Source organism: Rhizobium sp. N324, assembly GCF_001664485.1.
GTDB lineage: Bacteria > Pseudomonadota > Alphaproteobacteria > Rhizobiales > Rhizobiaceae > Rhizobium.
This window is the reverse complement of record NZ_CP013633.1, coordinates 274190-286648: the sequence shown is the minus strand read 5'-3', so window position 1 is coordinate 286648 and position 12459 is coordinate 274190. Positions and strand designations below refer to the sequence as shown.

The following is a 12459-nucleotide window of genomic DNA, read 5'->3' as shown; positions in this document are numbered from 1 at the left end:
ATGAATTTCATGAGAACGGAGCAGGGGCTTCTCTGCGTTTCAATTGCCGTTACCATCCTCCTTGCCTGCATCGGCATTTTGTTCGGGATCATTTCAGGTTCGTTCGCAATCATATTCGATGGTGTCTACGCATTGACGGACGCTGCTATGACTGTCGTAGCTCTGCTTGTTACAAAGCTCATCGCGTCATCCGAAGCGCCCTCCAGCAAAGGAAAACTTATCGAGCATTTCACGATGGGGTTCTGGCATCTTGAGCCCATAGTCTTGGCTCTCAACGGCATTCTCATAACCGGGTCGGCTGTTTACGCACTTGTCAACGCAATCGGCAGCATATTGCATGGGGGACGTCCGCTCAACTTTAGTCAAGCGATCGTCTACGCCGTCGTAACACTCGGTGTGACAGCCACCATGGGGGTTATTGGTGATCGAGCTAATCGTAAGATCAAATCTGATTTCGTTGCCCTGGATACGAAAGCTTGGCTGATGTCCGCCGGGCTAACGATCGGGTTACTCGTCGCGTTTGCCATCGGATATTTCATTCAGGGGTCTTCTTACGAATGGATCTCGCCGTTTATTGACCCGGTCGCGCTGGCATTAATCTGCATTGTGATCATTCCCATTCCGGCGGGCACGGTTCGGCGAGCGCTCGCCGACATACTGCTTGTTACGCCATTAGATCTCAAACAACAAGTTGACGCGGTCGCCAAAACAATCATCGAACGACATGGATTCATATCCCACCGGGCTTATGTGGCCCGGGTCGGCCGAGGCCGGCAAATCGAGCTACATTTCGTTGTCTCAGAGGACCTCCCGGCGAGGAAATTGCAGGAATGGGATAAGATCCGTGACGAAATCGGGCTCGCGATTGGTAACGAGGGTCCGAGTCGTCGGCTCACCATCGCCTTTACAACCGATCCTGAGTGGGCGGATTAGGATTTTGAACCGAATTTGGAGCCCTGTATCGCAGGCATTCCATAACGGGCGTGATCCTCGAACCGGATGCATAGCTCGGCGTTTTTTCCAGCCACCATGCGTCAATTTCACGGTTCGTACCAATCTTCGATCAATGCGGCCAGTTTCGATGCCGTAGTTTTCCGTTATGCCTCCAGGCGCGATACTCGATTCAGCGAATAGGGTTGGCTGAACCCAGATCGCGCCTTTGCGTTCAAGCTCCACAGGCGGTTTCGCCGTCTTGATCTTGTTGAGATCCTGCCGGAGGCCGATTGTCTCGCGTTCTTTGAAACGAGCGACGCCTATGTCCTTGTACTGGCTCAGGAGGGCGCGGCCCAGTTGCCCAGGTTCCGATAGATGTCATCGCGCAGCTGTCGGACCTGTCGATTGAGCTCACCAAGTTGCGCAGGCGTATGGTCGGAAATTTCCAGAAGAGCGTCGCCCAGGCAGCCAGCTCGCGACCTCAGCTCCGGCCCGCGTAACCCGCCGGGTGATGCTGCGGGCGGTGACCTTGCCCCGTCGAAATAATCCATTTTGAAGTAAGCTCTGGCCCATTGAGAGGACCAGAGAATGAAGCGCAACCGTTTCACAGACGAACAGATCATCGGGATTCTGAAGGAGCACGAGACTGGCACGCCGGTCTTGGAGCTTTGCCGCAAACACGGTGTCAGCGATGCCAGCATCTATAAATGGAAAGCGAAGTTCGGCGGCATGGAAGTGTCGGAAGCCAAACGGCTGAAGACGCTGGAGGACGAAAACACAAAGCTGAAGCGGCTTCTGGCAGATGCCATGCTCGACAATGCCGCTTTGAAAGACCTTTTGGGAAAGAAGTGGTGACGCCCGCAGCAAAGCGGCGAGCTGTCGCGCATCTGGTTGATCAACATCAGATGAGCGAACGGCGGGCGTGTAAAGCCATCGGCTATTGTCGGATGACGATCCGTTACGAAACCAGGCGCGGTGACGACCATGACCTTCGCGATCGGATGAAGGCGCTGGCCCATGAACGCCGCCGCTTTGGCTATCGACGTCTTCATGTGCTGCTCAGACGTGAGGGACATCTTGTGAACCACAAGCGGCTCTTCCGGCTCTATCGAGAGGAAAAGCTGGCCGTGCGCAAGCGCGGCGGCCGCAAGCGAGCGATAGGCACACGAGCGCCGATGCTGATCCCGATGGCAGCCAATGATCGCTGGTCGTTGGACTTCGTGTCGGATCAGTTCACCGATGGGCGCAGGTTCCGAGTGCTGACCGTGGTCGATGATTGCACCAGGGAGTGCCTGGCGCTCGTCGCCGATACGTCCCTTTCCGGCCTGCGGGTTGCTCGTGAGTTGGACCGGATCATCGAGGGGCGAGGCAAACCGAAGATGATCGTCAGCGACAATGGCAGTGAGTTCACCAGCAACGCGATCCTGCAATGGACGGATCGGACCAAGGTGGAATGGCACTACATCGCGCCCGGCAAGCCGATCCAGAACGCCTTCATCGAAAGCTTCAATGGGCGGCTGCGAGACGAGTTCCTGAATGAAACGCTCTTCTCGTCACTGGCGTATGCTCGGTCAGCGCTTTCAAACTGGTGCAGCGATTACAACGATCATCGACCGCATTCCGGCCTCGGCTGGCTGACACCGGCCGAGTTCGCCCAGACCATCAACCCGCGACGTGATGCGGTGCTGCGCAGCCGGAATGGCTCCGCACCGCAACCCGCCGCTACCGCCGCAAATACAGCAACCCAAAACCGTCGGAGCGAACTCAAAACTGGATAAAACTTGGGGGCAGGGTCATCAGCGACTATGGTTCCGCGAACGCGACGAGGCGCCCGCGGATAGCCGTCGGCAACATGAAGTCGCCTCGTAGGTCAGACCTTGTGCAGAAAATCGACCACGCCGGTATCGAGATCATAATAGGCGGGCACGATCTTCACCTTGCCTTCCTCGACCAGGCGAGAAACAATCGCACTTTCGGTGAGGATGCGCTCGGCGCCGTTGAAGGCATTGGCATGGACGGTCTTGTCGACAAAATTGTCGCCGCGATCGGTCTCCGCCAAAGCCACGGGCAGGATCGGCTGGGTCATCTTGCCGATTGAGCCATCGAGCTTGGTGCCCTTGGACACGACCTCGCAGGCGGCGGAGACCGCCCCGCAACGCTTGTGGCCCATGACGACGATCAGCGGCGCATGCAGATGTTCGGTGCCATATTCGATCGTGCCGAGCACATCGGTGTCGACCACGTTTCCGGCATTGCGGGCGACGAAGAGTTCGCCGAGCGTCACGCCGCCGAATACAAGTTCCGGCACGACACGGCTGTCGGAACAGGTCAGCACGATCGCCCAAGGTGCCTGGCTCTTGGCGACGTCCTGCCGGCGCTTGGAAATATTGGCGGCGCAGGCTTCCGTGTCGGCGACGAATTTCTTGTTGCCTTCCTGGAGTTTTGCCAGTGCTTCATCCGGCAGGAGGGCGGGAGCGTTCGAGGCGAATGCCGGCATGGTGATGTCAAAGCCTGCAGTCATGACGGCCACGCCTCCGATGCCGGCAAATTTCAGCAGGGAGCGACGGCTGAGTGGGGAGGAATTGCATTCAAAGCACATGGTATCGGTCCTTTTGCAATATCCGGGATGGCTGCGGAGAAATGGCACCTGCTCCAAGTCATGTCCGGCAATTCTCCGGGAATCGGAGAATGGCCGATTGGTTATGCCTTGATATGGCACTCATCAAGCGGAATTTTGACGCATCGGAGGAGCTAAGCCAATCCTGGAGTATTGCCCCGGCCGTACGGTAGATCAACCCGGCCCTGACGGGTTCTGGCGAGGGATGCTCATGCGCGGCATATTGGGTTGCAAGGGACCCTTTGGGCGCTGCCTTCTGCTTCTTTAGTGGCTCCGCTGCCGCCGGCGGGATCGCATTCATTAACTCACTCGGGAACCTAGGAGCATTTGTGGGGCCGTTCGTTATAGGGTATCTCCGTAGTCAGCCCGGAGGTTTTCCACAGGCCTATACGCTTTGGCAATCATGGGCCTAGCCGCGACAGTCATGTTGATTTTCCTCCTGCGCCTCCTGCGCCTCCTGCGCCAAACTCGATAGAAACAACCAGATGTTCTTGTGTTTGTTGTCACGTGAACCGAGCCGGTTAGGTGCACAACGAGATGCGGCTCGGGTCCGCGAGGAACCAACAGCAAGAGCTCGCAAAATTCCTCAGCGTCACCGGCCGCCGTCTTCGCACCCAAGGCCGAACCCGGCAATGCCGCTCATGTCGGCGCACCGATGCCGGGCGCCATCTCGCGCGTCTTTGTGTCGCCCGGACAGGCGATCAATGCCGACGATGTGCTGGTGTCGACCGAAGCGATGAAGGTGGAAACGGCAATTCACGCCGAGGAGAACGGCACGATCGCCGAAGTTCTCGTCAAAGCCGGCGACTAGATCGATGCCAAGGACCTGCTTGTAACTATCGCGGCCGGTTCAGCGTAAAGTTCCATAACGTGCATTATGCTATTTGGTGCTGTAGCGGCTATTTAGTAATGCGACAGTTGGGCCAGTTAGAGATGCGACAGTCTCGCCTCTCGACGCACTGGTCAAAGCCAACGTTGGGAGCAAGGATGACGATCTTCAGCCTGGTCGAGACCATGAGCGGTCGGAGTCGTCATGTCCTTTATGATCACTATGTCGCAGAAAGAATTGCATCGCCTCGAACTCATCCAGAAGATCCGTGACGAACGCCTGAGCGTTGTGCAGGCCGCCGAACGGCTCGACCTCAGTCGAAGTCAGGTCCATCGGCTGCTGCAGGCCTATGACCGGGATGGTCCGGCCGGGCTTGTTTCCAAGAAGCGATCGCGACCGAGCAACCGGCGCCATAGCGAGGAGTTTCGCAATGCGGCGCTGAATCTGATCCGTGAACGCTATCTGGATTTCGGTCCGACGCTGGCGCGTGAGAAGCTGATCGAGCTGCACCGGATCTCGGTCGCCAAGGAGACCCTGCGGCAATGGATGACCGAGGCCGGCATCTGGGTCTCGCGTCGGGAACGCAAGAAGCGGGTTTTCCAGCCACGCGGCCGACGTGATTGCTTTGGCGAACTGGTACAGATCGATGGCTCGCATCACTGGTGGTTCGAGAACCGTGGGCCCAAATGCGCCCTGCTCGTCTATATCGACGACGCCACCGGCAAGCTGCTGCATCTACGGTTTGCCGGCTCGGAGAACACCTTCGACTATCTGCACGCGACCAAGGCCTATCTGCAGCAATGGGGCAAACCGCTGGCCTTCTACAGTGACAAGCACGGCGTCTTTCGTTCGACCCATGCGTCGGAGAAGGACCGGACGAGCGGCCTGACACAATTCGGCCGCGCGCTTTATGAGCTGAACATCGACATCATCTGTGCCAATACCCCGCAGGCCAAAGGCCGCGTCGAACGTGCGAACCAGACACTGCAGGATCGGCTGGTCAAGGAAATGCGGCTGCGCGGCATCGACACGATCGAGGAAGCCAACGCCTATGCGCCTGAGTTCATTGCGGATTTCAACGCGCGTTTTGGCAAACAGCCGCGTAATCCGAAGGACATGCACCGGCCGTTGGCCGACCACGAGAACCTCGATGGCGCCATGTGCCGCAAGGAAGTTCGCACGCTGTCGCAGGCTTTGACGCTGCGCTATGACAAGGTGCTGTTCATCCTTGATCCGACAGATCTTTCCAGGTCCCTGGCGGGTAAGAAGGTCGTCGTTTGCGACTATCCGGACGGGCGCCTCGAGATCATGCACGAGAGCTTTGCCCTGCCCTACCGAACCTTTGACACGTTACGCTCCGTGCATCGCGCCGAGGTCGTCGATAACAAGCGGTTGGACGACATGCTGTCTGTTGTCGCCGAGCTGCAGGCTGGGCGGGAGCAGCAGCGCAGCAAGGGCGGACCACGGCGAACTGGGCAGACGGACCATATGTTCGGCATTCGCGATGGCAGCACGGGGAACGGCTACCAGAAGCGTGGACGCAAGCCGAGAACGGATTACATGAACGATCCGGCGGTGATCGCACGGCGGGAGAAAGCGTTATTGAGGCAGCCGGCTGCGGAATAAAGGGCGTCAATTCACGCCGATATCGCTTTGCGTATCTGACTCCAATTGCAGGCAGGCGGACCAAAGCGCGTCTTGTGGAAGGCTCCGTCTTGAAGAAGCGTGAGCCCTTCTCGTGCCTCATAAAGCAGGCCCAGCCAGCACAGGCGCCGCAGGACGCCATATTGGAGATCGGATTTGAGCTCCCAGGCTTCCAGGGTCATTTCGGTGGCGGACAGAGGTGCCGTGTCTGGATAGAGGATCTTCACGACGTCCAAAGGCGTACAGCCTTCTCTCGCCTTGATATTGAGAAGATTGAGGAACATGCGCCACCAGCGTAGGCGCGCTTGCACCTCAGCTTCCCGCTCGGTGGCATGGACATACGAGTAGAGATAGTCTGTGGCCACGAGATCGAAGAAGGCTTGCGGGTTCACCAGAAACTCCCGGCCGCGTCTGGTTGGCAGCAGCACATCCTTTTTCCGGCGAAGAAGCTTCAGATGGCGGGTCATGTCCCGCACGACCCAGAGCGGCGGCATGTCGCTTTCGTTCAGCACTTTGTTCATGCTGTAAAGGTCTTCAGCTGTGAAGTCGGGCCACAGGAAGTTCACAGCGGCCCAATGTACGAATTTGCGGTTCATAGCACCGGTCGCGGTCAATCCTATGCCACCCTCACCGTCAGCATAGGCAACGGACAGAAGCATGCCGCGAAGAAGAGGTGACAGCGCGGCGACATCGACGTCACCCTGCAGCTTGATTTCCGGAAGCATCGTGCAGCTTTGATCCCTACCCGCTCAATTCAGATAAAAGCGAGTATCAGCCGGCGACTGAACAATTGCTATTGAGAAAGCTAAAGCCGAAGAGGTGTTCTTTCACCCGCCCCCGCTCCGCCCTTTCAACCCGGCCCAGCCGGTCGGATCGGGGGCTGATCATCGGTGCCAGTGTCGCGTTTCTAACTGGCTGACAATGTCGCAGCCCTATTCGGCTTTGACAACTACTGTAGCCGCAAAGTTGAAGTGTCCTGTTTCTGCAAAGTTGGAATGTCACACTCCCCGCATTTGCTGACGTGGGAGATTGCGGATGGGATTGATTGCGATGAGCGAGCGTGATCTGCAGCGGATCGAGGTTCTGTCGAAGGTGATCGCTGGCCGGATGACGATGGCGTCGGCGGCGCATGTGCTTGCTCTCAGCGAGCGCCAAGTGCGGCGGCTGTTGGATCGCATCAGCACCGACGGCGCGGCGTCGATCCGCCATAAGGCGATTGGTCGGCCGTCGAACAACCGGATCAGCGACGGGGTTCGGGATTATGCGGTGACGCTGGTTCGTGAACGTTATGCGGATTTCGGTCCGACGCTGGCGGCCGAGAAGCTTGCCGAGCGCGATGGCTTGCGTGTGTCGCGCGAGACGTTGCGCGGCTGGATGACGCAGGCCGGATTGTGGCTGTCACGCAAGCAGCGGCGGACGTTTCATCAACCGCGGTTGCGGCGCGAAGCCTATGGCGATCTGGTACAGATCGACGGGTCCGAGCATCGCTGGTTCGAAGATCGTGGAGATCCGTGCTCGCTGTTGGTGTTCGTCGATGATGCGACGGGCCGGTTGATGCAGCTGCGCTTCGTGCGCTCGGAAAGCGCCTTCAGCTATTTCGACGCACTTGAGCTTTATCTGAAGCAGCACGGGGCGCCGATCGCCTTTTATTCCGACAAGCACTCGGTGTTCCGGGTGACGAAGAAGGATGCCAAGGGTGGCCAGGGCATGACCCAGTTCGGGCGGGCACTCTCGGAGCTAAATATCGAGATTCTCTGTGCAAACTCCAGCCAGGCCAAAGGCCGTGTCGAGCGGATGAACCGGACGCTGCAGGATCGTCTGGTCAAGGAATTGCGACTGGCAGGCATCGACACCATGGAGGCAGGCAATGCGTTTCTGCCGGGCTTCATGGTGGACTACAATGGGCGGTTTGCGATTGTCCCTGCCCGATCCGATGACCTGCACCGGCCGGTAAATCTTGCACCGGATCGGTTGAAGGAGATCCTGTGCAAACGCGAGCAGCGCTATGTCGGGTCGCAGCTGACGTTTTCGTTTGAGCGCAAGCGGATCATGCTGGCGGAGAGCGACGTGACGCGCGGATTGGCTGGTCGCTATGTCGAGACCTATGCCTATGCCGACGGCCGGCTCGATGTGCGGTGGAAGGGACACTCCCTGCCCTAATTCGACAAGGACCAGCGGGTGACGCATGCGGCGATCGTCGAGAACAAGCGGCTCGGCGATGTTCTGGCCTATATCAAGGAGCGGCAGGAGCAGCAATCGAAGCCTGTGGTAAAGAGCAATAGCGAGAAGAACGGCTATGTGCGACGGGCTCACGGTCCGGGACGGCGGAAGGATTTTACGAACGATCCGGCCGTCATCGAACGCCGTAAAGCTGCGCTGGCAAAGCGCGATGCTGCCGAGTGAGGCGTCGATCGCATCGTCTTAAAGCTAAAGCCGATGGGTGCCCCTCACCCGCCCCCGCTCCGCCCTTTCAACCCGGCCCAGCCGGTCGGATCGGGGCTGATCATCAGAGCCAGCGTCGCGTTTGTAACTGGCTGACAATGTCGCCCCTCTAATCAGCTTTGACAGCAATTGTAACCGCAAAGTTAGAATGTAAGAACGACTGGCATCTATTGCTCGATCCATCTCCACCCTATTGCAGGAAAAGGTAAATGTCGCTCTGCATGCCTGATGGCCCCAGAGTGGCCGTGTAGGGCACACCATGGATACTGAAGTTGGTGGGTTTGTCCGCGCTCGGCAGCAAGTCAAACAAGTACATTGCAGGCAGAAGGTCATCTGGTACCGGTTGATTGCCGTGTTGCCAGCTCGGAGGGACAAATCCTCCCAAGTCGTCCACAGGCAGCGTGTACTGTGGGGTGCCGAAGATCGATGCCCCCAAGCTTTGCTCCCATGGTGCGTCTGGCGGATTGACGCTTTGCACCGGTGAATAGGCGGCTAACGGCAAATCCTGCCGGAAGGTTGCTGTATTCCAGCTATCGGGAAGCTGGCCTGGTTGAGCCACTCCATGCCAAAACTCTGCGGGATCGGCGATCTGTGTGGAGGACTCCGGTCCAGCCGCCGCAGCCCCCGCTCGATCACCGTTGGGCGCGGTGCTCAGACGTCGTTGGAGTTGCTCCCGATCGGCGACGAGGTTGTCGAGGTGCAGCACGGCTGGCCGGTCTCTTCGTGCCAGTCGTCTAACGAGCGCCCGCGTGCCGTCAACCACGAAGACTCCGCAATCATAGTCGTTGCGCTGTTGGGTCATGCGGACGGGCTCCAGACGGGTACCCAACCTTTGTGCGAGCATTGCTGCAAACTCGTTGTTCTGGCCCCGGAAGGAGTCATAGTGATAGGCAGCCGGCCCCTCGCGGTTGCGACGGTCAACGAGTAGCAGCGACCAATGGGTGCCGCGGTGATCAGGATCCGAAGCACTGGCATCGCTCACTGGAAGGAACAGGAAGTCGGCTGTATCTCTTCCATTCTGATCATTAACGATGCGCTGGAAAGCGCTCAGCGCGGTGCTCTCATCGCCCAGGCGCAGATGATAATGGGCTATAAGGGGATCGATAAGCCGCGTCCTGGCGGCGAGATCCGGATCGTTTCGCTGCAAGTCCTGCATTAGCAGCTCATAATCCGTCTGGATATGCTGGTCGCCCAGCCATTCGGTATGGTCGAGCGACAATCCGCTGCGGCTTTCGATCGGTGGATCAACCTGCTGCAGCGGCGAAGTTGATCTGAACTCGGCACGTGGATCCGAACGGCCGTCCAGACCGGCCGGTTCCCGGCCACTTGCCTGCTCAGGGGACAACCCCGACGCTGCGTTCGCCTCAACGACTTGCTGGTACTGCCGAAGCCGCTTGAAAGAGATAGTGTGTTTTCCCATGGCTTCGGTGAAGTCTTGGTAATCTTTTTTCAACGACCATTGCTGCTGATCACTGCCGTTGAGCCGGCTCGCTATGCTCTCCCTACCCTTGGTTTGCAGCCAATTACTAAACTTTCGTTGATTGCTGGCCAGTCTCCAGACGACTCTCCTCTGCGAAGTCGAGTCCGATCCGAGCTTGCTCAGCTCTTCGTTGGCCAAGGCATCAATCATGAGGGCGTCGTCGGGATAAGGATGATGCTGTTTCAACTGCGACTCAGCGCCTAGATACTGCCGCAGCCGATCGAGACTCACGTTTATTTTTACTTCAACGTTAATAGTAAATTCCCTAAAATCGTCCTTCAACGACCGTTGCTGCTCATCACTGCCAGTCAGGCGACTGCTTATGCTCCCCCGACCATTCTTTCGGAGCCAATTACCAAACCTCCGTTGATTGCTGGCCAGATTCAAGACGCCTTTCCTCTTGGAAGTCGACTCCGGTCCGAGCTTGCTCAGCTCTTCTTTGGTGAAGCTATCAATCATGCGGGTGTCGTCGGGATAAGGATGATGCTGTTTCAACTGCGACTCGGCGCCTAGATACTGCCGCAGCCGATTGAAACCCACGCTTATTTTTACTTCAACGTTAGTAGTAAATTCCCTAAAATCGTCCTTTAACGACCGTTGCTGCTCATCACTGCCAGTCAGGCGACTGCTTATGCTCCCCCGACCATTCTTTTGGAGCCAATTACTAAACCTCCGTTGATTTATCGCCATATTCTGGACAACTTTCCTCTTGGAAGTCGAGTCCGGTCCGAGCTTGCTCAGCTCTTCGTTGGCCAAGCCATCAATCATGAGGGCGTCGTCGGGATAAGGATTATGCTGTTTCAACTGGGACTCGGCGCCTAGATACTGCCGCAGCCGATCTAAACTCACGACCACTTTTCCCTCGGCCTCGGTAAATTTCCTAAAATCCTCCTGCAACGACCGTTGCTGCTGATCAGTACCCGTGAGTCGGCTGACTATGCTCCCCCTACCCTCCCTTTTGAGCCAATCGCTAAACTTTCGTTGGTTACTGGCATTTTTCTGAGAAATCGAGACCGGTCCGAGCTTACTCAGCTCTTCCTTGGCCAAGGCATCAATGACGCGGGCGTCATCGGGATAGGGATCATGAATTCGGCGGCCCATCAGGCGCGGCCCAGCTCCAACGGCTTGGAGTTCTTGCCCCTCAGGTCCGAGCCTCCTGAAATGAGACAGCGCTGAGTTAAGACGGTTCTGATCGTCCTCACCGCTTGCCCAATAATCCGCGATATCAACGGCTAGTGAATCTGGATCGTTTAAAAACCGAGAAGCCATCGAATCTCTGTTTGCTGCTCGGAGCCAACGAGCGAACCTCCTAAGAATCCCTAAATTGTTCTCGACGGTAGCCTCGGGAACCCTTCCGTCCCCTCGGCCGATGCTACCGTCGGGTAGAATTTCATAGCCTCGGACTGCTTCCGCGAACTGGTTGATGCGGGTCTCGTCATCGGGATGCATGTCCCGGTCGGCGGGGCGACCACGCTTTCGAACCTTAGTTGAGACCACGTGAGTCTCCGTTGCGGCATCGACGTCTTGCTGCCCCGAACCCCTCTCCGGCGCCAGCGACTGCGGCGTCACTCGCATCGAACCGCCCACGGATCTGCGACGCGGCACACGGTCGCCGGCGTCACTATCGTGCGAACCGAGGCGCAAGTCGCTCGGATCCTGTTCCAGGTCTCGGCTCTCTGAATAGTAGTCGTCGATCCAGGCGTCCGTATCGAAAGCTCCGGTCACGCCTTCGATCCACCCACTTACTTCGCGAGAATCGTCATCGCGCGGCTGGTTCCGTCTTGGGTACATCGATGCCGGTCCTCCGGAAATCAAATTTGGAACCTCGATCCTAATGCCTGCCGACCGCCGCCCAGCATGCTAAAGCCAGATCCAATCATGCCCTCAAGGCATGGCCGAACACCATATGGCGACGGCTTGCCGACAACTGCACTCGACCATCAGGCCGGCACATGGCTTGAGAGGCTCGCCAGCTTGCCGCTTGCCATGCGGAGCCCGCTAGAATTGGCCTTCATTTAAGCAGTTCGAGTGATGTGTTGGACATGCAGCGTGAAGGGTGCCGTCAGGATTTCCGGTTCCAACCAATCCATCCGCCGGCCTTTCTGATTTCGCCGCCTCAGGCAACGGAACCATATGCGGTGTAGCTGCTGACAGAACCCGTTGCGCGCTTGATAGTTATGCGACCTATGGCGCGGCGATCAGGATGAGACGCGCGCGACAATCTGGATGAGATTCTTATGTCGCGGTCGGGATGAAGTTATCATGTTGATTGTCGCTGGCAAGAGCTTCATCGTGGTCTGATTGCCGCTCCGCGACAAACTGTGCGGTGCCTTTGATTGTCGCGAATGAGGCTGGCCTGCCGCGCTGGCGTTTGGCCTCCATGGCGGAACGTCGTCGATAGCTTTCGACGTTCATTTCGAAGATCGTTGCGTGATGAACAAGTCGGTCCACCGCGGCACCCGCCCGCAGGCATAGTTTGATAGTTGCAGGATACGGGGTCGGCATCGAGCACCC

General features: G+C 57.8%; 5 protein-coding genes and 4 pseudogenes. 5 read left to right on the top strand and 4 right to left on the bottom strand.

What is annotated here, in order from left to right:
* Positions 1 to 933 carry a cation diffusion facilitator family transporter gene (locus tag AMK05_RS26855; RefSeq protein WP_004675922.1) on the top strand — a complete coding sequence of 311 codons (933 nt, stop codon included), beginning with the start codon at positions 1 to 3 and terminating at the stop codon, positions 931 to 933.
* Between the two features lie 588 nt (positions 934 to 1521).
* Positions 1522 to 2711, top strand: a protein-coding gene (locus tag AMK05_RS26845) for an IS3 family transposase (RefSeq protein WP_094447650.1) whose coding sequence is annotated in 2 segments (ribosomal slippage) — positions 1522 to 1771 and positions 1771 to 2711 — 1191 coding nt in all. Because the reading frame shifts where the segments join, the coding sequence is not laid out codon by codon here.
* Positions 2712 to 2803: 92 nt separating this feature from the next.
* Here AMK05_RS26845 and AMK05_RS26840 read toward each other — a convergent pair.
* A complete protein-coding gene (locus tag AMK05_RS26840; protein ID WP_064842862.1) occupies positions 2804 to 3532 on the bottom strand; it encodes a carbonic anhydrase in 729 nt (242 codons plus the stop codon).
* Between the two features lie 628 nt (positions 3533 to 4160).
* On the opposite strand from AMK05_RS26840, the pseudogene AMK05_RS26835 reads away from it, so the two are divergent.
* Together AMK05_RS26835 and AMK05_RS26830 are read left to right on the top strand one after the other, a co-directional pair.
* A pseudogene (locus AMK05_RS26835) lies at positions 4161 to 4361 on the top strand (biotin/lipoyl-containing protein); the annotation flags it as partial.
* 222 nt (positions 4362 to 4583) lie between these two features.
* The gene (locus tag AMK05_RS26830) at positions 4584 to 6005 is read left to right on the top strand and encodes an ISNCY-like element ISRel10 family transposase (protein ID WP_064838507.1); all 1422 of its coding nucleotides are present in this window, start codon (positions 4584 to 4586) and stop codon (positions 6003 to 6005) included.
* Positions 6006 to 6011: 6 nt separating this feature from the next.
* Here AMK05_RS26830 and AMK05_RS26825 read toward each other — a convergent pair.
* Positions 6012 to 6748 (bottom strand): annotated as a pseudogene (locus AMK05_RS26825) (hypothetical protein).
* 310 nt (positions 6749 to 7058) lie between these two features.
* On the opposite strand from AMK05_RS26825, the pseudogene AMK05_RS26820 reads away from it, so the two are divergent.
* Positions 7059 to 8426 (top strand): annotated as a pseudogene (locus tag AMK05_RS26820) (ISNCY family transposase).
* Positions 8427 to 8655: 229 nt separating this feature from the next.
* Here AMK05_RS26820 and AMK05_RS26815 read toward each other — a convergent pair.
* Both AMK05_RS26815 and AMK05_RS34865 read right to left on the bottom strand, forming a co-directional pair.
* Entirely contained in the window at positions 8656 to 11736 is a 3081-nt protein-coding gene (locus tag AMK05_RS26815; RefSeq protein WP_064842688.1) for a Ulp1 family isopeptidase, read from the bottom strand.
* Between the two features lie 444 nt (positions 11737 to 12180).
* Positions 12181 to 12402, bottom strand: a pseudogene (locus AMK05_RS34865) (hypothetical protein); the annotation flags it as partial.
* Between the last annotated feature and the right edge of the window lie 57 nt (positions 12403 to 12459).

Coding starts and splice junctions, on each gene's coding strand:
- AMK05_RS26855 (WP_004675922.1), top strand. CDS start 1: ATGAATTTCATGAGAACGGAGCAGGGGCTTCTCTGCGTTTCAATTGCC.
- AMK05_RS26840 (WP_064842862.1), bottom strand. CDS start 3,532: ATGTGCTTTGAATGCAATTCCTCCCCACTCAGCCGTCGCTCCCTGCTG.
- AMK05_RS26830 (WP_064838507.1), top strand. CDS start 4,584: ATGTCCTTTATGATCACTATGTCGCAGAAAGAATTGCATCGCCTCGAA.
- AMK05_RS26815 (WP_064842688.1), bottom strand. CDS start 11,736: ATGTACCCAAGACGGAACCAGCCGCGCGATGACGATTCTCGCGAAGTA.